Origin of the sequence: Prescottella sp. D32, assembly GCF_037287305.1 — a bacterium.
GTDB lineage: Bacteria > Actinomycetota > Actinomycetes > Mycobacteriales > Mycobacteriaceae > Prescottella > Prescottella equi.
In genome coordinates this window covers 357,215-380,553 of sequence record NZ_JARBSW010000004.1, presented here as the reverse complement: position 1 = coordinate 380,553, position 23,339 = coordinate 357,215, and the positions used below count along the sequence as shown (strand labels likewise).

At 68.6% G+C, this 23,339-nt stretch carries 20 protein-coding genes; 9 read left to right on the top strand and 11 right to left on the bottom strand.

Going from position 1 to position 23,339, the window contains the following annotated elements; all coding sequences use genetic code 11:
- Positions 1-44 precede the first annotated feature (44 nt).
- Both PSS76_RS18915 and PSS76_RS18910 read left to right on the top strand, forming a co-directional pair.
- Positions 45-578 (top strand): hypothetical protein, encoded by a 534-nt coding sequence (locus tag PSS76_RS18915; protein ID WP_064077414.1) that lies wholly within the window; start codon positions 45-47, stop codon positions 576-578.
- Positions 575-1,195 (top strand): RES family NAD+ phosphorylase, encoded by a 621-nt coding sequence (locus tag PSS76_RS18910; protein WP_337456529.1) that lies wholly within the window; start codon positions 575-577, stop codon positions 1,193-1,195. The genes PSS76_RS18915 and PSS76_RS18910 overlap by 4 nt, the downstream gene beginning before the upstream one ends.
- A 42-nt stretch (positions 1,196-1,237) precedes the next feature.
- Here the strand turns inward: PSS76_RS18910 and PSS76_RS18905 are convergent, their stop codons facing one another.
- On the bottom strand, positions 1,238-1,933 hold the full coding sequence (locus PSS76_RS18905; protein ID WP_084870533.1) for a helix-turn-helix transcriptional regulator: 696 nt from the start codon (positions 1,931-1,933) through the stop codon (positions 1,238-1,240).
- Positions 1,934-2,005: 72 nt separating this feature from the next.
- On the opposite strand from PSS76_RS18905, the gene PSS76_RS18900 reads away from it, so the two are divergent.
- The 3 genes from PSS76_RS18900 (at position 2,006) to PSS76_RS18890 (ending at position 5,459) form a co-directional block, all read left to right on the top strand.
- Positions 2,006-2,749, top strand: a complete 744-nt coding sequence (locus PSS76_RS18900) for an alpha/beta fold hydrolase (RefSeq protein WP_337456528.1) — start codon at positions 2,006-2,008, stop codon at positions 2,747-2,749.
- Positions 2,750-2,833: 84 nt separating this feature from the next.
- Positions 2,834-3,445: an AAA family ATPase gene (locus tag PSS76_RS18895; RefSeq protein WP_337456527.1), complete on the top strand. Its 612-nt coding sequence runs from the start codon at positions 2,834-2,836 to the stop codon at positions 3,443-3,445.
- A gap of 118 nt (positions 3,446-3,563) precedes the next feature.
- Entirely contained in the window at positions 3,564-5,459 is a 1,896-nt protein-coding gene (locus tag PSS76_RS18890; protein WP_084979151.1) for an alkyl/aryl-sulfatase, read from the top strand.
- A gap of 6 nt (positions 5,460-5,465) precedes the next feature.
- Here the strand turns inward: PSS76_RS18890 and PSS76_RS18885 are convergent, their stop codons facing one another.
- From PSS76_RS18885 to PSS76_RS18875, 3 genes are all read right to left on the bottom strand, one after another.
- The gene (locus tag PSS76_RS18885) at positions 5,466-6,314 is read right to left on the bottom strand and encodes an ABC transporter ATP-binding protein (RefSeq protein ID WP_013416087.1); all 849 of its coding nucleotides are present in this window, start codon (positions 6,312-6,314) and stop codon (positions 5,466-5,468) included.
- Positions 6,311-7,306 carry a FecCD family ABC transporter permease gene (locus PSS76_RS18880; RefSeq protein ID WP_226347398.1) on the bottom strand — a complete coding sequence of 332 codons (996 nt, stop codon included), beginning with the start codon at positions 7,304-7,306 and terminating at the stop codon, positions 6,311-6,313. The genes PSS76_RS18885 and PSS76_RS18880 overlap by 4 nt, the downstream gene beginning before the upstream one ends.
- A 104-nt stretch (positions 7,307-7,410) precedes the next feature.
- Positions 7,411-8,889, bottom strand: coding sequence for a FecCD family ABC transporter permease (locus tag PSS76_RS18875; protein ID WP_084846015.1), 1,479 nt, complete (start codon positions 8,887-8,889; stop codon positions 7,411-7,413).
- Between the two features lie 171 nt (positions 8,890-9,060).
- Here PSS76_RS18875 and PSS76_RS18870 point away from each other — a divergent pair, with 171 nt between their 5' ends.
- Together PSS76_RS18870 and PSS76_RS18865 are read left to right on the top strand one after the other, a co-directional pair.
- Positions 9,061-9,792 (top strand): hypothetical protein, encoded by a 732-nt coding sequence (locus PSS76_RS18870; RefSeq protein ID WP_064078736.1) that lies wholly within the window; start codon positions 9,061-9,063, stop codon positions 9,790-9,792.
- Positions 9,793-10,082: 290 nt separating this feature from the next.
- A complete protein-coding gene (locus tag PSS76_RS18865; RefSeq protein WP_013416083.1) occupies positions 10,083-10,544 on the top strand; it encodes a PaaI family thioesterase in 462 nt (153 codons plus the stop codon).
- Positions 10,545-10,555: 11 nt separating this feature from the next.
- On the opposite strand, the gene PSS76_RS18860 is transcribed toward PSS76_RS18865, so the two are convergent.
- The 3 genes from PSS76_RS18860 to PSS76_RS18850 all read right to left on the bottom strand — a co-directional run bounded on the left by PSS76_RS18860 (position 10,556) and on the right by PSS76_RS18850 (position 14,981).
- Positions 10,556-11,929: an NAD(P)/FAD-dependent oxidoreductase gene (locus PSS76_RS18860; RefSeq protein ID WP_005513131.1), complete on the bottom strand. Its 1,374-nt coding sequence runs from the start codon at positions 11,927-11,929 to the stop codon at positions 10,556-10,558.
- A 151-nt stretch (positions 11,930-12,080) separates the two neighbouring features.
- Positions 12,081-13,454 carry an MFS transporter gene (locus tag PSS76_RS18855; protein ID WP_005513132.1) on the bottom strand — a complete coding sequence of 458 codons (1,374 nt, stop codon included), beginning with the start codon at positions 13,452-13,454 and terminating at the stop codon, positions 12,081-12,083.
- A 501-nt stretch (positions 13,455-13,955) separates the two neighbouring features.
- The gene (locus PSS76_RS18850) at positions 13,956-14,981 is read right to left on the bottom strand and encodes a tyrosine-type recombinase/integrase (RefSeq protein WP_013416082.1); all 1,026 of its coding nucleotides are present in this window, start codon (positions 14,979-14,981) and stop codon (positions 13,956-13,958) included.
- Positions 14,982-15,411: 430 nt separating this feature from the next.
- Between PSS76_RS18850 and PSS76_RS18845 the strand changes: the two genes are divergently transcribed.
- The gene (locus tag PSS76_RS18845) at positions 15,412-15,645 is read left to right on the top strand and encodes a metallothionein (protein ID WP_013416081.1); all 234 of its coding nucleotides are present in this window, start codon (positions 15,412-15,414) and stop codon (positions 15,643-15,645) included.
- 1,152 nt (positions 15,646-16,797) lie between these two features.
- Here the strand turns inward: PSS76_RS18845 and PSS76_RS18840 are convergent.
- From PSS76_RS18840 to PSS76_RS18825, 4 genes are read right to left on the bottom strand one after another with little or no spacing between them, the layout of a single operon-like run.
- The gene (locus PSS76_RS18840) at positions 16,798-19,188 is read right to left on the bottom strand and encodes an ATP-binding cassette domain-containing protein (protein ID WP_337456526.1); all 2,391 of its coding nucleotides are present in this window, start codon (positions 19,186-19,188) and stop codon (positions 16,798-16,800) included.
- A 49-nt stretch (positions 19,189-19,237) separates the two neighbouring features.
- Positions 19,238-19,849, bottom strand: a complete 612-nt coding sequence (locus PSS76_RS18835; protein ID WP_337456525.1) for a VOC family protein — start codon at positions 19,847-19,849, stop codon at positions 19,238-19,240.
- A gap of 1 nt (position 19,850) precedes the next feature.
- Positions 19,851-20,264 carry a VOC family protein gene (locus PSS76_RS18830; protein ID WP_238774188.1) on the bottom strand — a complete coding sequence of 138 codons (414 nt, stop codon included), beginning with the start codon at positions 20,262-20,264 and terminating at the stop codon, positions 19,851-19,853.
- Positions 20,265-20,274: 10 nt separating this feature from the next.
- A complete protein-coding gene (locus tag PSS76_RS18825; RefSeq protein WP_013416077.1) occupies positions 20,275-20,715 on the bottom strand; it encodes a helix-turn-helix transcriptional regulator in 441 nt (146 codons plus the stop codon).
- Positions 20,716-20,801: 86 nt separating this feature from the next.
- Here PSS76_RS18825 and PSS76_RS18820 point away from each other — a divergent pair, with 86 nt between their 5' ends.
- Entirely contained in the window at positions 20,802-23,330 is a 2,529-nt protein-coding gene (locus tag PSS76_RS18820; RefSeq protein ID WP_205316421.1) for a glycoside hydrolase family 65 protein, read from the top strand.
- The last annotated feature ends 9 nt before the right edge of the window (positions 23,331-23,339 follow it).

Below are 23,339 nucleotides of genomic sequence, written 5' to 3'. Positions count from 1 at the left end.
GGCAGGGTGAGGTTGACAAGGTTGACGCGCGAGAGGGCTGGGCCATGACGACACGGGCATCGCTGATCGAGCAGGAGCACGAGTTGATGGCGCTGTTGAAGCAGCGGGTACACGACACGTTCGCCGCGGCCGCCGAGGCCGGAGTCCCCGCCGAGACGTTCGCCGATGTCGAGGCGATCGCCGACGCCATGTCCGCGGCGTTGCCCGCCAGTCACGTGTACGACCAGATCGTGGGTCCCTTCTACGACACCGCGGGACTGACCCGGTGGTGGCGGGTGAGTCGGCAGGCGGTCAGCAAGAAGGTCGCGACCAACGCGGTCATCGCGTGCCGATTGGACGACGGCCAATGGGTGTACCCGACATGGCAGTTCACCGATGGCGGCGCCGTGCACCCGGCACTCGTCGAGGTGTGGCGCATCCTGCGCGCCGCCGCGGACCCGTGGACGGCCGCGATGTGGCTGTGCACCCCGCAGGATGGGTTGGACGGCCGGTCCGCGGCCGAATGGCTCACCGGGGGCGGGCCGATCGACCCGGTCCGGGCCGTCGCCCGCGCCGACGCGCAGCGGTGGGCTGCATGACCCGTGAGGTAATCGCGCTCGGCTCGCCCGAAAACCGTTCCCTCACAGGATTCCCCACCTGGTCGTTGACTACCCGCCGGCAGCTGTGGCGTGGACACAAGGCCGGCAACGGTCCGTGGTGGTTCGCGTCGTCGGGGCGGGGCCGCTTCGATCTCGTCGAACCGCGCGGCACCTGCTACGTCGCGTTCGACGAGCGCACCGCGATCCGGGAGACGGTCGGCGAGGTGCTCGCGACCGCCGGCATCATCTCCCGCGAGTTCGCCGACGAGCGGGTGCTGTCCCGCCTGCGCATCCCCGCCCGCCGGACCCTGGCCGACACCTGCGCCGAGGCGGCCGCGGACTACGGACTCACCCGCGAATTGTGCACCGTCACTCCGTACACGATCCCGCAGCGGTGGGCTGTCGCGCTCGCGCGATCGTGCGACGGCCTGCGCTACCAGTCCCGGTTCACCACCGGCACGGCCGCGAACGCGGCCGCGCTGTTCGACGATGCGGGCGCGCGGGAAGCCTGGGCTGTGGACGACGCCCCGGAGCCGTTCGTGGCCGCCGCGCGCCGCTGCGGGTTCGCCGTCGGGTCGGTGCCGCGCACCGTACGGATCGTGCAGCCGCCGGGTTGACCGACCGTCCGGCGGGCCGGTCGCAGACGCCGATCGAGCGCCTCACTCACCGTGGCCGTTCACGGGGCGTGCTGTCGGGGGAGGCGTGCCGATCTCGTCGATGCCGTGGCCGCTGCACGGGATGCGGGTTGCGGTGGCGTGCTCGATCCGGGGCACCAGGAACCACCGCATCTCACTGCGCAGTCGGCACCACCCGATCAGGTACCACTGACCGTTCCTGGCGGCGAACGTCACCGGTTCGACGTCCCGGGTGGTCGTGTCGCCGTCGCGGGAGGTGTAGCGGATGCGCACCACACGCTGCTCGGACATCGCTTCCTCCAGCGCCGACTTGATCGTGCGCGGCGTAGGAGGGGCGTCGACCCAGATTCGACCGGCGAGCTCGTCGGCCTTCGCCCGGGTCCGCGGATCGAGTACGTCCATGATCTTTCGGACGCCGGCCGCGGCGAGATCGGCGTAGGGGGCATCGGGTGCGGCGGAGACCGCCGTCAGCAGCGCCACCGCCTGCGCGGGGGACAGGCTCACCGGTGGCAGGGTGCTTCGGGCAACCAGCCCGTAGCCGCCGCCGGGGCCCGGGCGTGACCAGAGCAGCGCGCCACTGTTCTCGAGCGCGGCGAGGTCTCTCTTGACCGTCCGCACGGACACACCGAACTCGGTGGCGAGTCGTTCGGCGGTGCATCCCCGTGGTCCGCTGCGGCGCAGCATCTCGGACAGGGCGTGGAGCCGCTCGGCCCTCTTCACTGCTCAGCCCGACGAAAAATCATGCCAAAATGGTGACATACCGTTGTCCAGCAGGCCTGAGAGCATCGTCGTGTGACGACAAACGCGAGTAACCCGACCCTCATTCTGATCGGCGGCCACTGGCTGGGCGCCTGGGCGTGGGACGAGGTGCTGGAACACCTCACTGCCGATGGCTGGCGCGCCCTCCCGATGACGCTTCCCGGGCTCGACGGACAGGACCCCCACCGTGCATCCAGGACGCTCGACGACCAGGTTGCCGCGATCGAACGGGTTCTGACCCAGGTTTCGGCCTCCACGGCCCGGCCGGTGGTCATCGTGGCGCACAGCGGAGCCAACGCGCCGGTGAGTCTCGTCCTCGATCGGCATCCCGAACTCGTCCGCCGAGTGGTGTGGGTCGACAGCGGCCCCGTCGCCGACGGCAGTGTCTTCGCCCCGGATACGCCCGAAGACCTGACCGAGTTCCCACTGCCGCCGTTCGAGGAGCTTGGCCGGCAGGCCAGCCTCGAGGGCCTGAGCGCCGCGGCACTCGAGCGCTTTCGCGACAGGGCCGTTCCGGAACCGGGCCCAGTGCTGCGCCGAGAAGTGACGCTCACCAACGATGCGCGTCTCGCTGTCCCGACCACCCTGGTGTGCTGCTCGATCCCGAGCGCGCAGGTGCTGGAGTGGGCCGACGCGGGCCACCCCATGTTCGCCGAGGTGTCGAAACTCGACCACGTCGATGTCGTCGACCTCCCGACCGGGCATTGGCCCATGTGGAGCCGGCCCGGCGACCTCGCCCGCATCGTCGCCGCAGCAGCGACGTCACCGGTCGACTGATCTCAGGCGGCCCATCGCATACGCGGTTCTGCGGCGGTCGTCTCGGTGGGTGGCTCCCCGAACGTCCACCGCTACGCTCGGCCCATGCTGGTGTGGATCAACGGCGCCTTCGGTGCGGGTAAGACGCAGACCGCGTTCGAGTTGCACCGTCGGATCCCGGGCTCGCACGTGGCCGATCCCGAACTCATCGGATTCGCGATTCACAAGATGCTGCCGGCGGCCGCGCGGGACGACTTCCAGGACCGAGCCCAGTGGCGGTCGGCGGTCATTGCCACCCTCGCCGACGCGGTGACCGCGCACGCCGGTCCGGTGATCGTGCCGATGACGTTGGTGAACTCCGACTACTTCGACGAGATCACGACCGGCCTGGCGGCAGAAGAGGTGGACGTGCGGCACTTCACGCTCGTCGCGTCGCCCGAAACGCTCCGGCGTCGGCTCCGGACGCGCGGCGGGCACTGGCTCGAGCGCGCAGTCGGCCGAGACGAAACCTGGGCCATGCAGCAGATAGACCGGTGTGTGACCGCACTCGCCGCCGACCGATTCGCAGAGCACGTCGACACCGACACCCGAACCGTCGACGAGATCGTGGAGCACCTGGGCGACAGGCTGAATCTGCAGCTCGAACGCCCTCGCCTGCATCCGGTGCGCTATCAGTTGCGCCGGGCGGCGGTCGGGATCCGACACGTCAGGTTGTGAGACGGGCTGCCGAGCGTCGGACTGCGCCTGTTCACCCGTGCCGGGTGAGGCGTCGACCGCGCCCGAGATGTCACGCTGCGACTGCGTTCGGATACAGCGGTGCGGCGGAAGGGAACTCATGACCGATCAGGGACAGGCCACGGCGACCGTGCAGGCCCGGCACGCGGAGTCGCTGAAGGTGATGCCGTTCGACGAGGACCAGGACTTCGCCGACGCGCAGCGCGGCTTCGTTGCCGCGCTGGAGCCGGGAGTCGTGAAGAACGCCGACGGTGCGGTGGTCTGGGACAGTGGCTCGTTCGCCTTCCTCGACGAGGACTGCCCCGAGACGGTTCATCCGAGTCTGTGGCGTCAGTCCCGGCTCTGCGCGATGCAGGGCCTGTACGAGGTCACCGACGGGATCTATCAGGTCCGGGGCCTGGACCTGTCGAACATGACGCTGGTGGAGGGCGACACCGGGGTGATCGTGATCGATCCGCTGATCTCCGAGGAGACCGCGGCCGCGGGTCTGGCCCTGTACCGCTCGCACCGCGGCGACCGTGCCGTGGTGGGGGTGATCTTCTCGCATTCGCACATCGACCACTTCGGCGGCGTCAAGGGCGTCACGACCGCCGAGGACGTCGCGGCGGGCCGGTGCCCGATCCTGGCCCCGGTCGGGTTCGTCGAGCACGCGGTGGCCGAGAACGTCTACGCGGGCACGGCGATGGGGCGGCGGGCGGCCTACATGTACGGGGCCGCTCTACCGCGCGGGCCGCTCGGCGCCGTCGGCGCGGGTCTGGGCCCCACCACCTCCACCGGGACACCGACCCTCCTCACTCCGACCGTGGACATCGACCACACGGGACAGACCGCGACCATCGACGGGGTCCGCATCGAGTTCCAGATGACGCCCGGCACCGAGGCGCCGTCGGAGATGAACTTCTACTTCCCGGACCGCCGGGCACTGTGCATGGCGGAGAACGCCACCCACACGCTGCACAACCTGCTCACGTTGCGCGGCGCACTCGTGCGTGACCCGCACGTGTGGTCGAAGTACCTCACCGAGTCGATCAACCGGTATGCGGCGCACTCGGACGTGCTGTTCGCGTCGCACCACTGGCCGACGTGGGGTACCGAGCGGCTCACCGAGTTCCTGTCGCTGCAACGCGACCTGTACGGGTATCTGCACGATCAGACGCTGCGGGCCCTCAACCAGGGCGCCACCGGTATCGAGATTGCCGAGAACTTGGAGCTGCCACCGGCGGTGGCGCGGGCCTGGCACACGCACGGCTACTACGGATCGGTCAGCCACAACGTCAAGGCCGTCTACCAGCGCTACATGGGCTGGTTCGACGGCAACCCGGCCACCCTGTGGGAGCATCCGCCCGTCGATGCGGCGAGACGGCACGTCGAGTTCATGGGCGGCGCCGACGAGGTGGTGGCGAAGGCCCGGAAGTCGTACGCGGAGGGCGACTTCCGCTGGGTCGCGCAGGTCCTCAACTACGTGATCTTCGCCCAGCCGGATCATGCCGAGGCGCGGACGCTGCAGGCGGACACCCTGGAACAGTTGGGCTTCGGCTCGGAGAACGGGACGTGGCGGAACTTCTTCCTCATGGGCGCCTACGAGCTGCGCAACGGGCCGGTGGGCACGCCCACGCGGACGGACGCCCCGGACATCGCGGCGGCCCTGTCGGTGGAGCAGGTCTTCGACGCGATCGCGCTGCGCATCGACGGGCCCCGCGCATGGGACGCCGACATCACCATCGACTGGCGGATCACCGACGAGGGCATCGACCACCGCACCCACCTCCGGAACGGGTTGCTCGTGCACTACGACCTCGACGGTGAAGCGTCCGAGCCCGACATCCGACTGTCGCTGTCCCGCCCGGACCTGATCGCCGCCGTCGTCGGGGGCGGCGACGTTGCCGGCATGGTCGGCGCCGGCCGGATCGGGGTCGAGGGCGACGCCGCGAAGCTCACCGAGCTGATCGGCTACCTCGACGCCCCGGATCCGGATTTCGCGATCGTCACGCCCTGACGAGAATCACCGTTCGCGGTGCGGGCCGCCGACCGCGCCGTACACGTGCCGGGTACCGATCGGGACGATCAGCGGACGATCCGAGACCGGGTCGTCGATGACGGTGGCCTCGAGCCCGAAGACGTCCGCGAGGAGTTCGGCGGAGATGACGTCCTGCGGCTTGCCGGACGCGACGATCCGGCCTTCGGACATGACGATCAGATGATCGCTGTAGCGGACGGCGAGGTTGAGATCGTGGAGCACCATGATCACGGTGCGGCCCATCTCCTCGTGCATCCGGTCGACGAGGTCGAGTACCTCCACCGAATGCGACAGATCGAGGTAGGTGGTGGGCTCGTCGAGCAGCAGGATGTCGGTGCCCTGCGCGAGCGCCATCGAGATCCAGGCCCGCTGGCGCTGGCCGCCGGACAGTTGGTCGACGGGACGGTCCGCGAGGTCGGCGACGCCGGTGAGGGCCAGCGCGTGCGCGACCTCGGTCTCGTCGTCGGACGACCACTGCCGGATCCACGACTGGTGCGGGTGCCGGCCCCGGGCGACGAGGTCGGCGACGGTGAGCCCCTCGGGGGCGACGGGGGCCTGCGGCAGCATGCCGAGCGTGCGGGCCACGTCCTTGGTGCGCATGGTCGTGATGGCCTTGCCGTCGAGCAGGACCGTGCCCGAGCGCGGCTTGAGGAGGCGGCCGAGCGCGCGGAGCATCGTCGACTTGCCGCAGCCGTTGGGGCCGATGACGGTCGTGATGACGCCGCTGGGGATCTCGACATCGAGTCCCTCGACGATCACCCGGTCGCCGTAGCCGAGGGTGAGGTTCTCGGCGACGAGGCGCGGCGCGGGAGCGGGGTGAGCCGTGGTGGTCATGCCGAGACCTTCCGGTTGTTGCGGACGAGCAGATACAGGAGGAACGGGCCGCCGAGCGCCGACGTCACGATGCCGACGGGCAGTTCGACGGGCAGGATCGTGCGGGCGATGATGTCGCTGCCGACGACCAGCACCGCGCCGGTGAGCGCCGATGCGATGATCGGCGGGCCGGGGGAGCGGACCAGGCGCATCGCGACCTGCGGCGCGGCGAGCGCGACGAAACCGACCGGGCCGGCGGCAGCGGTGGCCACGGCCGCGAGGATCACCGACGCGAGTAGCAGCTTCGCCTGTGCGGACTGCTGCCGGACGCCGAGCGAGCGGGCGTTGTCGTCGCCGAGGCGCAGTGCTCCGAGGGTGAACGTCGCGATGATCGCCCAGCCGCCGATGATCGCGAGTGCGATCGCCACCGGCCACACCTGACCCCACCCGGCGCCGTTGATGGAACCGTTGAGCCAGACCTTGGCGCGGGAGACGTCGTTGATGTCGGCGGAGATGAGCAGCCACCCGGTGACGGCGATGAGCATGGCGTTGATCCCGATACCGATCAGGATCAGGCGGTAACCCTCGACACCGTTCCGCCATGCCAGCAGATAGATCACCGCGGCGGTCAGCAGGCCACCGGCCAGTGCCGCCAGCGGGATGCCGAGTGTCGCGAGCAGACCCACGAACGAGCCCCCGCCGCCGAGCACGATCAGCGCGACAGCCGCCGCGCTGGCGCCCGAAGTGATGCCCAGGATGTCGGGGCTCGCGAGCGCGTTGCGGGCGATCGACTGGGTGATGGCTCCGGAGATGCCGAGCGCGATGCCGATCAGGACCGCGACCAACGCTCGCGGGAGGCGCAGATCCATGACGATGAACCGCTGCACCTTGGAGCCGCCGCCGAAGAGGACGTTGGTGACCTCCGCGATCGACAGCGGGAAGTCGCCGCGGCCGATGCCGATGCACACGAGCAGGAAGAGCAGCACCAGCAGGGCCACGTTCACGACGATCATGAACGGTCGCAGTACCAGGGACAGGGGACCGATGCGCAGCGCCGGGCGGGACGGCACCTTGGCGCTGTCGCCGGCCGCGGATTGGGGCAGAGAATTCAGGACGCTCACAGGCTGGCCAGCTTCCTGCGCCGCACGAGCGCGATGAAGAACGGGGCGCCGACCACGGCCAGCACGATGCCGACCTGCAGTTCGCCGGGACGGACCACGACGCGGCCGATGACATCGGACATCACCAGCATCAAGCCGCCGAGCAGTCCGGCGTACGGCACCAGCCAGCGGTAGTCGGGACCGGTGATGGCCCGGGCCACGTGCGGGACGACCAGGCCGATAAACGCGATCGGACCGCAGGCCGCGGTCGCCGCGCCGGTCAGCAACGTGATCGCGACGATGCCGATCGTGCGGGACATTGCGATGTTGGTGCCGAGCGACCGGGCGACGTCCTCGCCGAGGCTGATCACGTTGAGGCTGGGCGTGCTCGCGATCGCGATCACCAGGCCGACGATCAGGAACGGCAGCACCTGCCAGAAGATGTCGAAGCCGCGGCCCGCGACCGAGCCGACGACCCAGAACCGGTAGCCGTCGAGCGTGGTCTGATCGAGGATGACGACGGCGTTGGTCATGGCCTGGAGGAAGAACGCGACGGCGGCACCGGCGAGCGCCAGGCTCAGCGGACTGGCTTTGCCGTTGCCGATCGACGACAGCCCGAACACGGTGATCGAGGCGAGCGCCGATCCCGCGAAAGCGAACCACAGGTACTGGCTCGGCGCGGTGAGGCCGAATGCGTAGATCGCGATGACGACGAGGAAGGCCGCACCGGCGTTGAGGCCGAGCAGTCCGGCGTCGGCGAGCGGGTTGCGGGTATGTCCCTGGATGAGGGCACCCGCGACTCCGAGGGCGATGCCGACGACGAGCCCGAGCAGCGTCCGCGGAATCCGCAACGTGTGGACGATGATGTCGGTCTCGCTGTCGGTGGACGAGAACAGCGCGTGGAACACCTCGGCGAACGACAGTGGCCGCGCGCCGACGGCGACACTCGCGAACAACACGAGCACCAGCAGGGCGGCGAGCACTGCCAGGCCGAGGAGTCTGCGGCGGCGGACCGCCGCGAGCGAGGAGTCCGGCACGACCGGCGTGAACCCATCGGCGCGGGCGGTCGCGTCGTGGACCACCTCGGCGCCGGACGAGCGCCATGGCCGTCGGCGCAGCGCGCGCCGCACTCCGATCGGAGCACCCGTCGCGGCGTCCCGGGTGACGAGACTGCACCAGCCCTTGCCGACGGTGGTGCCGGCATTGCCCTCCCGGAAGCCGCGATTCCACACCAGCAGGGCCACCGCGATCAGCAGTGCGGCGCCTCCGAACACGACTCGGTCGGCCTGGCCGCCGCCCTTCGCGTCGCCGAGGGAGTCGACGAGGTACCAACCGATGACGATCGGGATGGCCACGACGCCGAGATCGAGCAGGTCGGCCAGCAGTCGACGGGACCGGGGCGCCGGGCCTTCCGGAATCACTTCCTTGCCGTATGCGCTCGGCACACGGTGCTTCGACGCATCCGAGGTCACGTCCGGGAGGCGGGTCGTCGACACGTGCAGGGTGCTCCTATGAGAGGTAACGCTATCGAGCGTCAGGTTACGGAAGCCTAACCGAACGCGCGAGGGCGGTATCCGCTGTGCGGCACATGTGGACCCCTCGGTCGCATCCTAGGTAAGGATAGCCTACGCTTCTGTTGATCAACTCGAACTCTCGATGGAGGCACGATGGCCGCGACTGCGCATATCCAGTTCAGTTCGGAGACGACAGCGCTCGACGCCTCGTGTTGCCGCCTACGGGAGATCTCTCCCGACTACCCCCGCGTCTACGCCGTCGCGACCATGGCCCATCAAGGCAAGCGGCGCTGGTGGCCGATCGCGTCCTGTGTCGCCGGCTCCGACCATCAGCCGGCGCATCGCGTGGACCGCATGTTCGCGCGCGTGCTGGAGGATCTGCATTCGCCCGATGCCGCCGCCCTTCAGGTGGCCGCTGCGCTGGTGCACGCGATCGTCGGACGCGTCGCCGCCCTGGTCGTGACCGAGGGGAGGGCGTGGGATCCCGGAGTCGACAACCTGTGGGTCCACATGGACAGCGACAACGGCATCGACTGGGCCGCTGTCGTCGACACCACGCTGCGGGTGCTTCCCGACGACGAGCTGGCGCACACGCGGGGAGTCGTGACGCTCCCGTGCGAGCGTGCGCTCCACGTCTGGACCGCGCATCGATGCCTTACCTCACTCACCGCGGTGCGCCGCGCGCTCGAGCTGTGTGCTCCGGTCGACACGTCGCGCTTCGCGATGCTGGTGGCGGATGCAGTGCTGAGTGCGGTGACGCGGATCCCGTTGGCGACCGGGATGTCGAATGCGGTGGCGGTACGCCGCGGTCAGGGTCTGCTGGACGCGTTCGAGGCCGCGGGCATTCCGGTGCGCACCCGCACGGCCCTGGCGATGGCCTGCTGAAGGGGTTGCGAGATTAGGGCAGCCTTTCCTATGATCGAGACATCGAAACGCTGGACCGTGCCGGAGTCCTGAGGGCTGCAGTGACTCCCGGTCCCTTCCTCGGCGGGTTCCGCGCACAACGCGCGGAACCCGCCGATTTTTTTGTCCGCGGGCAGGCCCCCGACCGGGGCTCGCCACCGACTCCGGTGGGTCGCGCGTGCGGCGTCGACACGGGTGGATCACTATGACGAGGTACATATTCGGTCGACGGCCCGTATCCGGGCCGTCCGTGTGAAGCGATGGAGCAGGTCATGGCGAGCGATGCAGAGCGGGCACTGGGGTTGAGCGACGGATCCGACCCCGCCGAGGTGAACGCCTTCCTGAACAAGGGCTTCGGCGAGGCACTCGGGCTCGAATTCACCGAACTGACCGCGGACCGCGTCCGCGCCCAGTGGAAGGTGACCCCGGCGCTGTACCAGCCGTGGGGCATCATGCACGGCGGCGTCCACTGCGCGGTGATCGAATCCGTCGCCAGCATCGCCGCCAGCCTCTGGCTCGGCGACAAGGGCCACGTCGTCGGTGTCAACAACAACACCGACTTCCTGCGCGCGTCACGCGAGGGCACGCTCTACGCCGAGGCGAACCCCGTGCACCGCGGTCGGACCCAGCAGCTCTGGGCCGTCACCGTCACCGACGAGCAGGACCGTCTCGTCGCGCGCGGACAGGTGCGCCTGCAGAACATCACCGAGACGTCGGCGCTCGGCGGCAAGTGACCCGAGCGGATTCAGCCCGCTTCGCGTGATTCGGTCGCGTGACGCGTTCGATTCTGCTCCTGCAGGACGTCGATCGCGTTGCGCGCGAACACCTGCTGCTCGGTCGAGGCCATCTGGGCGCGCCCGCGCCCGAGGAAACTCACCGTCCACGAGATCACCGTCGACAACCGGCTCCGGAAACCGATCAGGTACATCAGATGGATCACGAGCCACATGATCCAGCCGATGAAGCCACTGATCTCGAGCTTGCCGACCTTGGCGACGGCGCTGTGCCGCGAGATCGTCGCCATCGACCCCTTGTCGAAGTACTTGAACGGCTGTCGATCCTGCGGTTGCGCTCCGTCGAGCCCCGCCCGGATCTCCTTGGCCGCGTACTTGCCACCCTGCATCGCGACCTGGGCGAGGCCGGGCAGCTTGTCGAGCGACATCATGTCGCCGATCACGAACACGTTCGGGTAGCCCGGCAGCGTCAGGTCCGGATTGACGTGGACGCGACCGGCCCGATCGACCTCCGCGCCCGTCTGCTCGCCCAGCTGTCGGCCCAGCGGACTGGCCTGCACGCCGGCCGACCACACCTTGCACTGGGCCTCGATCCGCGTCTCGTTGCCGTCCTTGTCCTTGACGACCAACCCGTTCACGTCGACGTTGGTCACCATCGCGTTCAGCTGGATCTCCACGCCGAGCTTCTCGAGTCGCTCGGCGGCCTTGCGGCTGAGCTTGCCGCCGTACACGGGGAGCACGGCCGGCGCGCCGTCGACGAGGATCACCCGGGCGTCACGCGGATCGATCCGCCGGAACGCTCCGGCCAGCGTGCGGTTCGCGAGTTCGGCGATCTGGCCGGCCATCTCCACGCCCGTGGGCCCCGCACCGACCACGACGAACGTGAGCAGGCGGCGCCGTTCCTCCGGATCGTCGGACAGCTCGGCCTGCTCGAAGGCGCCGAGGATGCGGCCGCGCAACTCCAGCGCGTCGTCGATCGTCTTCATACCAGGTGCGAACTCGGCGAAATGGTCGTTGCCGAAGTACGACTGCCCGGCGCCCGCCGCCACGATGAGCGAATCGAACTCGGTGACGGTTTCGCGTTCGAGCAGGCGGGAGGTGACCTTGCCTGCAGCGAGGTCGATCGACTCCACGTCGCCGAGCAGTACCTCGACGTTCTTCTGCTTCCGCAACACCATCCGGGTCGCCGGCGCGATGTCGCCGACCGACAGGATGCCGGTGGCCACCTGGTACAGCAGGGGCTGGAACAGATGATGGGTGGTTCTGGCGACCAGGGTGATGTCCACGTCCGCGCGTTTGAGCGCCTGCGTGGCGAACAGGCCGCCGAAACCGGATCCGATGACGACGACTCGGTGCCGTCCGGGTCGTGCCGAGGGGTTGCTCATCCCACGCTCCTCGAAGCTCGTCGAAACGTGCTGTCTCTTGTCACCGTAGCCGCCACCCGGTCCATCGTCCTGCCAACTCGGCGGACCTCCGGATACGACGATGGGCGGTGGGAGAACCCACCGCCCATCGCGGAATGTCACAGCCCGTGCGTCATGCGTCCTTGAAGACGCTGCCGCGGCGGATCAGGAAGGTGAAGCCGAACGTCACCAGGCCCAGGACGACCATCATCGTCGCCACCGTGTTGAGGCCGCTGACAGTCGGCGCCACGCCCCCGGCCGCAGTCGCGGACGACGCCAGCAGCATCGTCGCGATCGAGGTGCCGATGCCCTGACCACCGGTGCGCAACACCGAGTTGGTTCCGGTCGCCTCGCTGGTGTTGCTCTCCGGGACGGCTTCGACGATCAGGTTCGGCAGCGCCGTGTAGGCGAACGCCGTGGCGACCGAGACCGTGATGATCATCGCTACCATGCCGACCACCGAGTCGTGGAAGACGATGAGCATCGCGCTGCCGAGCGTGAACAGTGCCGTGCCGAGCAGCATCGAGGCCCGAGCTCCCACGGCCCGCGAGATGCGTCCGCTGAGCGGGGTGCAGACGAAACCGAACATCGAGCCGATGAACGACAGCCAGCCGGCGTTCGTGGCCGAGATACCGAGACCGAACGGCGCCGTGGTGGGCGACTGCAGGATCATCGGGATGATCATGGTGCTGATACCCATCGGGCCCACCGCGATCGCCATGGTCGCGACCATCGTCAGGGCGACCTTGCGGTCGGTGAACAGGCGCACGTTGACGATCGGATCCGTCACCCGCAGCTCCCACAGCACCCACAGCGCCAGGACGACGAGACCACCGATGATCAGACCCAGGGTCTTGATGTCGGTCCAACCCCACGCGCCGGACTTGTTGATACCCAGCAGCACCGCCGCGATGGCCGGCGCGAACGCGATCGTGCCGAGGTAGTCCACCTTCTGCGTGGTGCCCGTCGGCGGACGCCACGGCAGGACGAACAGCACCAGGAGCAGCGCCAGCACCGCGTACACGGCGGCGACGACGAAGATCATGTGCCAGCTGGCGTGGTCGAGCATGACGCCGGCCACGAGCAGGGACGCCGATCCGGCCGCGACCGCGGAACCGGAGATGATCGCGATCGCGACGGGAACCTTCTTCGCCGGCAGGTGTTCGCGGGCGAGCCCGATGCACAGCGGCAGGATCGCACCCGCCACGCCCTGGATGGCGCGGCCGACGATGATGCTGCCGATGCTGTCACCGATCGCGCTGATGAACGAGCCGATCGCGGCGGCGCCGAGGAGCACGACCAGGACCCGCTCACGTCCGTACATGTCGCCGAGGCGGCCGCAGACCGCTGCCGAGGCGGCTGCGACGAGGAGGAACGCCGTGACGGCCCAGCCGACCGTGGCCGCGTCGCTGTGGAACTCCCGGATGAACGTCGGGATGGCGGCGTACACCATCGACGTCTCGAATGCGCTGATGATCTCGACCAACACGAGGACGGTGATGATCACCCAAGCCGGTCGCTGCCGGTTGTACCGCCCACGGCCCGTGGCGGCGGGGACCGCGGACGGACCGCGGGTATCTGCAGTAGCTGTCACTGAAGTAGTTGTCCAGACTCTTGACTCGCCCGAATGCCGGGCTGTGCTGCGTGAATTCGAAAATCCGCGAGATCGTCGCGTTTACACGGATTCCGGCGGCCGTGGGTGGGCTGGTCCTGTTCCGTTGGTCACAGAGTGTGGCGCGTCACTGAGGGGGCATCGGAGTGATGTGCACTGAGTGGGACCGATGGGTGACCGGCGCAACACAGCCGACCTGGGGAAACGGTGAAACTGCCTGGTAGCGGGCCTGAGCAGCAGCTGGCCGACACGGCGGCGTGGTCCCGTTCAACGGGACGCCCTGTCCGGTCCGGGTCGTCTCGTGCGTAGCGGATTCCGCAACCGGACGATCGGTCCGAGTGTCTCAGGGAAAAGCACCCGATGAGGGCGGAACAGCTGAAATCGGTGAAAACAAAGTCAGGCCCCATCGAGGAACCGGTACAGGGGATTGCGGGCGGCGGCCTCGCGCACGCCGGTGCCCGCCCCCTCGGTGTACACCTGCGTCGTGTTCATGGACTCGTGCCCGAGCATCCGCATGAGCGTGAAGATGCTGACGTTCTCGTCGGCCATGTTGGTGGCGAACGTGTGCCGGAACTGGTGCGTCAGCGCACCCTTGGCGCGCTCACCGTTGATCCCGGCCCTGCGGTAGGCGCGCAGCACCCGGTATTGCAGTGTGCCCCGAGTGATCCGGGTCCCGTCCGCACCGACGAACAGGGGATCGGTGGAACGGAAATGCTGCCACGGCGTGGCGCCCGAGGGCACGCGGCGCTTCGTGGTCTCCGGGAACCGCGCGATGCGCGACTCCAGATAGCCGGTGAGCGTCGCCACCAGGGCGGGCTCCGCGGTTGCCACACGGTCCTTGCTGCCCTTGCCTCGCACCCGGATGACGCGCGCCGAGCCACCGCTCGGATCAGGAGCGCTGCGCACGTCGCCGAGATCGACCGCGATCAGCTCCGACGACCGCATTCCCGTCAGCAGAGCCGTGAGGATGATGGCGAAGTCCCGCTCGCCCCACGGCCGGACCCCGTCGGTGTCGTCTTCCTGCAAGGTCTGGATGAGCCGCGTGACGGCGTCCGCCGGCAACGCCTTGGGGATGCGTTTGGGGGCTTTCGGGCGCAGCACCGCAGACATCGGGTTGGCCACGATGGTGTCGATCGAGAACAGGTAGTCGCACAGCGTGTTCCAAGTGGACCAGCAGCGGCGGATCGACGCGACCTCGTGCGTGGCGGCGAACGACGCGAAAGCCTGCTGCATGGAGGGTTTGGTGATCGCTTCCACGGACAACGCGGATACGGGCACCCCGGTCTGTTCGGAGAGGAACCCGCTGATCGCCGCGAAATCCTGGCGGTACGCCTTGAGGGTGTGCGGGGACGGCTTCGCCGTGCTGCGATGCAGCAGGAATTCGGCGAACCAGGCCTCGAGTAGTCGTCGATCGTCGCTCACGTGGGCCTGCTCCAATGTCCTTCCGCGGCTGCGTCGTGCGCGGAGCCGGGGCGGGCTCGCGTCCGAACAAGCTTATCGGCAGGCTACGACAACGAGCGGCGGCGCCGGGGGACGACGTAACTTCGCTTCCCGGCGAACAATTCGCGCACGACGGATCGCGGGACGGACAGGCTTCACCCTCGATTTCACCCCATTGCGCCTTTTCCTGACCGCGCGGTATGGATATTTTGAAGGAGGTCAGGCGCACCCCCCGACGTGTGCCTGACCATCTACTTCCGGAACCCCCGCCGCAGACTCATCGCGGCGGGGGTTCCGTCGTTCTCGGCCGGTGTCGCCGATGCATGGAGCGCGGTGGTTGCGGGTAGCCCGCCAAGTGCAGGGCCCCCGGCGGCACGGTGCCAATCGGGCGCGGCCCGGGTGGAGGCGTGTGATGGCGAAATGTGAGACGTGCGGCAACGACTATGACAAGACCTTCACGGTGGTGATGGGGGACCGGCGTGGAGTGTTCGACAGTTTCGAATGCGCCGCCCACGCGATGGCGCCGGTGTGCGCCCACTGCGGCTGCCGGATCCTCGGGCACGGCGTGGAGGACGAGAGCCGCATCTTCTGCTGTGCGAACTGCGCGCGAACCGCCGGCCACGAGCAACTCGTCGACCGCGCCTGACGAGAGGCATGGGGCGCCCCGGGTATGCGCCGAGCGGGGAGGGGAGTGACCGAGGACTCGGCCGCGGACGTGCACTGCCGACTTCTGGATCGGCGGCGGCCGCCCGGGCTTGGGCGGGTTCGTGCAGGCAGCGGGATGCGGCGTCATCACGGCGACGCAGCCCAGCGGGACGGTGGATATCCGGGTCGCTCGGGGTGAACCGGCGCAGAACGTCGGGGATCGCGAAACCTTCTCGCGGACATGGATATTCGTCATTATCCATGACGGTGGTGGAGGTGTCCGCCGGAACCGGCGGGGCAGCGTGGTCGGATCTCATGACACAGTACAGCGACCGGTGCGGGTGCGCTGCGCGGATTGCGTACGCGATGTCGGCTTATGCGCGGGCGCGTTCTCACCGGGTGTCGTCGCAGAGCGCAGGCGTCTGGGCGACGCCGCCGACTCGGATGCACGATATCGGGCCATGAGCGTCGGTGGCCGTCCGGCGTCGGGGCCGCCTGTGAGTGGTACCGAACCGCGGTGGGTGGGCCGCCGCGCGCAGGTTGACGTCCCGCCCGCGCAGTTGTGCACGCGGGAGGCCAGGATCCGCGCGGGGTCCGTCGGACCGCGTGTGTGGGCCGGCGCTGCGTGCGCAAGCTGGACCGCACCGGTTGCCGATCAGGATCCACCCGGCTCCCGTGGGGAGCCCCAGATCTCGATTACTTGACATAATGTGGATTATCGGCGAAACGGGAAGCTGGGATAACGCGGCGCGCATATCGCGGATGAGTCCGCCGGGCTTCACGATTCTGCCTGCGCAGCCGGATCGACCTGAAGCAACTGCGTGAACCGTGCCGCCGTGTGGTCGGCCGCGCGCTGCAGGTGTCCGGCACGCACGCCCGACCGGATCGCAGGCACGCACCGTGCGCAGCCGGCATCGTCACCGGGTGGCCGCACCGGGTAGCCAATGCTGCCCGGCTGTCGAGATCCGCCGATCCTTCGGGACGGCTGATTCGACCTCGCCGTCCATTGCCATGTCGGCGCCGTCCGTTTTGAGTTCGCAGCCATCGGCGGGCCGTCCGGTGGTCGACCCCGTCCGCTGGGCGCTCTCCTGCCGTCCCGGTAGCTACCCATCAATACGTCACAGTGACGTATTGATGGGTAGGACGTGGATGCTCAACTACCGACGTACTCCGCGAGATGCTTGCCGGTGAGGGTCGAACGGTCGGCGATCAGGTCCGCGGGCGTGCCCTCGAAGACGATGCGGCCGCCGTCGTGGCCGGCGCCGGGACCCAGATCGATGATCCAGTCGGCGTGGGCCATGACAGCCTGGTGATGTTCGATGACGATGACCGTCTTACCGGAGTCGACGAGCCGGTCCAACAGGCCGAGCAGATTCTCGACGTCGGCGAGATGCAGACCGGTCGTCGGCTCGTCGAGGATGTAGACGTCGCCCTTCTCCCCCATGTGTGTCGCGAGCTTGAGGCGTTGGCGCTCGCCGCCGGACAGCGTGGTGAGCGGCTGACCGATCTTGATGTAGCCGAGCCCGACGTCCACCAGACGTGCCAGGATCTTGTGGGCGGCAGGTAGTTTCGCGTCCCCGGCGCCGAAGAATTCCTCGGCCTGGGCCACCGACATGGTGAGGACCTCGTTGATGTCCTTGCCGCCGAACTTGTAGTCGAGCACTTCGGCCTGGAACCGCTTGCCCTCGCACACCTCGCACGGCGTGGACACCCCGGCCATCATCGCCAGGTCCGAGTACACGACGCCGGCGCCGTTGCAGTTGGGGCAGGCGCCCTCGGAGTTGGCGCTGAACAGGCCCGGCTTGACGCCGTTGGCCTTCGCGAATGCCTTGCGGATCGGCTCGAGCAGGCCCGTGTACGTCGCCGGGTTGCTGCGGCGTGAGCCTTTGATCGCGCCCTGATCGATCGAGACCACACCGTCCCGGCCCACCACGGAGCCGCCGATGAGCGAGCTCTTTCCGGATCCGGCGACGCCGGTGACCACCGTGAGCACCCCCAGCGGAATGTCGACGTCGATGTCCCTGAGGTTGTGGGTGTCGGCGCCTCGCACCTCGAGGGCGCCCGACGCTGTCCGGGCCGAGGTCTTGACCGACGCGCGGTCGTCGAGGTGTTTGCCGGTGAGGGTGCCGGACGTGCGCAGTTCGTCGACGGAACCTTCGAACACGATTTCACCGCCCTCGGTCCCGGCGCGCGGCCCGAGGTCCACGACGTGGTCGGCGATCGCGATGGCCTCCGGCTTGTGCTCGACGACCAGGACTGTGTTGCCCTTGTCGCGCAACTGCAGCAGCAGGTCGTTCATCCGCGCGATGTCGTGTGGGTGCAGGCCGATGGTGGGTTCGTCGAACACGTAGGTGACGTCCGTGAGTGACGAGCCGAGATGTCGGATCAGCTTGGTGCGCTGCGCTTCTCCGCCGGACAGCGTGCCGGCGGGTCGGTCGAGGCTGAGGTAGCCGAGCCCGATCTCGACGAACGAGTCGAGTGTCTCCCCCAGCGATTTCAGCAGTGGGGCCATCGACGGTTCGTCGAGGCCACGGACCCACTCGGCGAGGTCGCTGATCTGCATGGCGCAGACGTCGGCGATGCTGAGCCCGGCGATCTTGGAGGACCGTGCCTCCGCGCTCAGGCGGGTGCCCTCGCAGTCGGGGCAGGTCTGGAAGGTGATCGCGCGGTCCACGAATGCCCGGATGTGGGGCTGCATCGCCTCCCGGTCCTTGGACAGGAACGACTTCTGGATCTTCGGGATCAGGCCCTCGTACGTGACGTTGACCCCGTCGACCTTGACCTTGGTGGGTTCCTTGTACAGCAGGTCGTTCAACTGCTTCTTGGTGAACTTGGCGATCGGCTTGTCGGGGTCGAAGAAGCCGCAGCCGCGGAAGATCCGTCCGTACCAGCCCTCCATGCTGTAGCCGGGGATGGTCAGCGCGCCCTCTTCGAGGGACTTGCTGTCGTCGTACAGCGCGGTGAGGTCGAAGTCCGAGACCTTGCCCATGCCCTCGCAGCGCGGGCACATGCCGCCGGTGATCGAGAAGCTGCGCCGCTCCTTGACGGTGCGCCCGGACTTCTCGACGGTGACCGCCCCGGCGCCGCTGATCGAGGCGACGTTGAACGAGAACGCCTGCTGCGAGCCGATGTGCGGTTGCCCGAGACGGCTGAACAGGATGCGCAGCATTGCGTTGGCGTCGGTTGCGGTGCCGACGGTGGAGCGCGGGTTGGCGCCCATCCGTTCCTGATCGACGATGATCGCGGTGGTCAGGCCCTCGAGGACGTCGACGTCCGGCCTCGCCAGGGTCGGCATGAAGCCCTGGACGAAGGCGCTGTATGTCTCGTTGATCATCCGCTGCGATTCGGCGGCGATCGTGGCGAAGACCAGGGAGCTCTTACCCGAGCCGGACACTCCGGTGAACACGGTCAGCCGACGCTTCGGCAGCTCCACGCTGACGTTCTTGAGGTTGTTCTCCCGCGCTCCGTGGACGCGGATCAGGTCGTGGCTGTCGGCTGTGTGCCGCGTCGGTGACTGCGTGGCCGGCCGGGCGGTCGTGGTCATCGTGTCTCCCTCTGTGGTGTGCGGCCTCCATGTCTACCGGAGGGTGCCGTCATCGCGCGGTGGTCTCCCACGTGAAGCCGTCCAGGTCGGTGAAGGCCGGGAGGTCGCTGCCGATGGCGATCCCGTGGGCGCCGGTTCCGGCCTCCGCGACGCCGGCGTCCTTGGCGAGGGCGCGACGTCCGTACAGCGCCAGTTTGACGGTGCCTGGTTCGGTGGTGAACTCGACGTACTTGCGTCCGTAGCTCTTCGCTACCTCCAGCCCCCGGTCGACGTAGAACTGCTTGCTCGCCTTGACGTCGTCGACGCCGAGCAGCAGGACTATGTCGTCGAACCGTCGTTCGGCGGGCCCGGTGTTCTTCTTCGACGACGTCGCGACCTTCCAGATCGACCCGTCGGGGGCCTGTACGACGCCGCCGTACCCCCACAGGCTCTTCTTCACCGGTTTCAGAACGGTGGCGCCGCCGCCGAGTGCGGCCTCGACGAACGCGTCCACGATGTTCGGCTGGGACACCACGAGCGAGAGGGTGTAGCCGCGGAACCCGGTGCCGGGCGTCGGCGCCTCGGCGACGGACACGTGGGCGTCGACCCCGAGTTGGTTGTAGAAGGACTTCGCGGCCGACGTGTCCGGTACGTCGAGGGTGACGGATCCGATGGCCACCATGTCAGCGCACCTCCTCGTTGATGCGGAGCAGGTTGCCTGCGGGGTCGCGGACGGCGAAGTCGCGGATGCCGTAGGGCTGCTCGATCGGTTCCTGGACGATTTCGGCGCCGCCGGCCGCGAGCTTCTCGAAGGTGCCGTCGAGGTCGGGGGTGGCGAGCGTGAGGATCGCGTAGGTGCCCTTCGCCATCATCTCGGTGATGGTGCGGCGCTCGTCGTCGGTGATGCCGGGGTCGGCGGCCGGCGGATGCAGTACCAGCGAGGTGTCGGGCTGGTCGGGGTGGCCGACGGTGATCCAGTACATGTCGTTGTATCCCACTTCCTTCCGGACCTCGAACCCGAGGAGGTCGCGGTAGAAGGCGAGGGCCGCGTCGCGGTCGGTGTGCGGGAGGAAGGCGGAGTGAATGGTGATGTTCATGACGATCACGCTAGGCGGGGCGTGAGGTCTGCGCTTCTCGATTCCTGATCGGTCTGGTGACGTGCTTGGCCACGCACGACGGCATCTCCTCGTCGGCGCGCACCTGGTCGCGATACGCGCTGGGCGAGATGCCGACGAGTTCGGTGAAGCGGGTGCTGAAGGTGCCCAGGGACGAGCATCCGACCTCGAAGCACACCTCGGTGACGCTCAGGTCGCCGCGGCGCAGCAGTGCCATCGCGCGTTCGATGCGGCGGGTCATCAGGTAGGCGTACGGCGGTTCGCCGTATGCGCGTTTGAACTGGCGGCTGAGGTGCCCGGCGGACATGTTGACGCCGCGCGCCAGCGCCTCGACGTCCAGCGGTTGCGCGTACTCCCGGTCGATCCGATCCCGGACACGGCGTAGCTGCGCGAGGTCGCGCAGTTGTTGTTCTGCGACGGGTCTGCTGGCCACGTGCGTGATGCTGCCACGTCGGGTCGCGGCTTGCCCAGGGCTCCGCACATCCGGCCGGGCGCGGGTTCGCGTGGGAGAATGACGCCGTGTCCGCCGTCGGTGCACGACCCGATCCCGGGTGCGACCTGTGTTCGCTCACGGCGTCGGACGGGGACAGCGGGGCGTGGCTGCTTACGTATCTCGGGTTCGATCCCCTCGTGGAGGGCCGGCGCGAGGCGCTGCTCACGCTCGCGAACGGTTACCAGGGCGTCCGGGGTGCGCTGTCGGAGTCCCACGCCGACGGGGTGCACTACCCCGGCGCGTACGTCGCCGGCTGCTACAACCGTCTCGACTCGATGATCGACGACGTCCGGCACGAGGACGAGAGCATCGTCAATCTGCCGAACTGGGTGGGCGTGACGTTCCGGATCGACGACGGGGCGTGGTTCTCCCCCGGGGGCGGCGACGCCGTCGCTCACCACCATGTGGGTTTGGACGTCCGGGGCGGCCTGTTGCTGCGGGAGACGGTGCTGGTCGACGCGGCGGGACGCCGGACGCGGTTGCGGCAGCGTCGCCTGGTGTCGATGGCGGACCCGCATCTCGGGGTGGTCGACACGCTGCTGCGGCCGGAGAACTGGTCCGGCCGGCTGACCATCCGGTCGACGCTGGACGGGACCGTCCGGAACACGAACGTCCCGGATCTGGCCCGGTTCGCGGATCGGCATCTGACCGAGGTGACGACGGGGCCGTCGGGCACGGATGTGGTGTGGCTGCATGCGGAGACCAGCCAGTCCCGTCTCCGCATCGCGCAGGCGGCCCGCACGCGGGTGCGGGTGGACGGGATGTTCGTCGAGGTCGACCGGCGCCGCTGTTTCGAAGCGGACGCCGTTGCCGACGAGATCTCCCTGACCGTCGAGGCGGGCCGGAGTATCGAGATCGAGAAGACGGTCGCGATGTTCACCTCGCACGATCGGGCGATCTCGGAGCCGGGGCTGGCGGCGCGGGAGGCCGCGCAGGGTGCGTGCGCGTTCGAGCGCATCCTGGCCGATCACGTGGCGGCCTGGGCGTCGCTGTGGCGGCGGTTCGAGGTGGCCGTCGACGCCGATGTGCGCACCCGGCTGGCGGCGAACGTACAGATTTTCCATGTGCTGCAGACGCTTTCGCCGCACACCGCGGATCTCGACGTCGGGGTGCCGGCCCGAGGACTGCACGGTGAGGGATATCGCGGGCACATCTTCTGGGACGAGATCTTCGTGTTCGGGTTCCTGAATCTTCGGTTGCCGGAGCTGACCCGGGCGCTGCTGCTCTACCGGTTCCGGCGACTGCCGCAGGCCCGGAGGTTGGCCCAGGCTCAGGGCCTGCGGGGAGCGTTGTTCCCGTGGCAGAGCGGGAGCGACGGCCGGGAGGAGACACCGCGACTGTTCTTCAACCCTCGTTCCGGCCGCTGGATGGCGGACCATTCGCGGCGGCAGTACCACGTGGGGCTCGCGGTCGCCTACAACGTGTGGCACTACTGGGAGGCGTCCGCGGACCTGGGCTTCCTCGCGAGTTTCGGCGCCGAGATGCTGGTGGAGAACGCGCGGCTGTGGGCGAGTCTGGCGGTGTACGACCCCACCGACGATCGGTTCGACATCCGCGGGGTGATGGGTCCGGACGAGTTCCACGACGGCTATCCGGATCGGCCGGGCGGCGGCATCGACAACAGCGCGTACGTCAACGTCATGACGTCGTGGGCCCTGGCCCGGGCGCTCGACGCCTACCGGATCCTCGGTGAGAACGAGGCTGCCGGCGTGTGGGAGCGGCTGTGTGTGACGACCGAGGAGATCGAACACTGGGACTATCTGCGACGGCGGCTGCGGTTGTGTTTCCTCGACAACGGGTTACCGGCCCAGTTCGAGGGGTACGAGTCGCTGCGCGAACTGGACTGGGCGGGCTACCGGGCCCGGTACGGGAACATCGGCCGGCTGGATCTGATCCTCGAGGCCGAGGGCGACACCTGTCGGCGGTACCGCGCTTCCAAGCAGGCGGACGTGTTGATGCTGCTGTACCTGTTCTCGGCCGAGGAACTGGCGGCGCTGGTGCGCGACATGGGCTATCGGTTCGATCCGGGGTCGATCCCGGCCACCGTCGAGTTCTATCTGGCGCGGACGTCGCACGGGTCGACGCTCAGCCGGGTGACGCACGCGTGGGTGCTGGTTCGGGGTGATCGGCGCGGGTCGTGGCAGATGCTCGGTGAGGCACTCGAATCGGATCTGTCCGACACACAGGGCGGCACGACCCGCGAGGGCATCCATCTGGGCGCGATGGCGGGCAGCATCGACATCCTGCAGCGCTGCTATTCCGGTTTCGAGATCCGTGGCGGAGTTCTGCGGCTGCATCCGCAACTGCCCGACGAGCTGCGAACCCTCGACTTCGACATCCGCTATCGCGGGCACTGGATCGACGTGCGGTGCGACCACGCGTCGGTGACGGTTTCGACGCGCCGCAGTCAGGCTGCGCCGATCCGACTCGACATCGACGGCACCGAACACGTCCTCGCGTCGGGCACCCGGGTGCGGGTGCCGCGCGGACCGGACGGAAGGTCCCGCACCGACGCCGTCGTCGATGGCACGCTGGAGCCCACACCGGACGCGTGAGGAGGTTCG

Coding starts and splice junctions, on each gene's coding strand:
- PSS76_RS18830 (WP_238774188.1), bottom strand. CDS start 20,264: ATGAACATCACCATTCACTCCGCCTTCCTCCCGCACACCGACCGCGAC.
- PSS76_RS18860 (WP_005513131.1), bottom strand. CDS start 11,929: ATGAGCAACCCCTCGGCACGACCCGGACGGCACCGAGTCGTCGTCATC.
- PSS76_RS18865 (WP_013416083.1), top strand. CDS start 10,083: ATGGCGAGCGATGCAGAGCGGGCACTGGGGTTGAGCGACGGATCCGAC.
- PSS76_RS18870 (WP_064078736.1), top strand. CDS start 9,061: ATGGCCGCGACTGCGCATATCCAGTTCAGTTCGGAGACGACAGCGCTC.
- PSS76_RS18915 (WP_064077414.1), top strand. CDS start 45: ATGACGACACGGGCATCGCTGATCGAGCAGGAGCACGAGTTGATGGCG.
- PSS76_RS18890 (WP_084979151.1), top strand. CDS start 3,564: ATGACCGATCAGGGACAGGCCACGGCGACCGTGCAGGCCCGGCACGCG.
- PSS76_RS18880 (WP_226347398.1), bottom strand. CDS start 7,306: ATGATCGTCGTGAACGTGGCCCTGCTGGTGCTGCTCTTCCTGCTCGTG.
- PSS76_RS18885 (WP_013416087.1), bottom strand. CDS start 6,314: ATGACCACCACGGCTCACCCCGCTCCCGCGCCGCGCCTCGTCGCCGAG.
- PSS76_RS18840 (WP_337456526.1), bottom strand. CDS start 19,188: ATGACCACGACCGCCCGGCCGGCCACGCAGTCACCGACGCGGCACACA.
- PSS76_RS18910 (WP_337456529.1), top strand. CDS start 575: ATGACCCGTGAGGTAATCGCGCTCGGCTCGCCCGAAAACCGTTCCCTC.
- PSS76_RS18845 (WP_013416081.1), top strand. CDS start 15,412: ATGGCGAAATGTGAGACGTGCGGCAACGACTATGACAAGACCTTCACG.
- PSS76_RS18895 (WP_337456527.1), top strand. CDS start 2,834: ATGCTGGTGTGGATCAACGGCGCCTTCGGTGCGGGTAAGACGCAGACC.
- PSS76_RS18835 (WP_337456525.1), bottom strand. CDS start 19,849: ATGGTGGCCATCGGATCCGTCACCCTCGACGTACCGGACACGTCGGCC.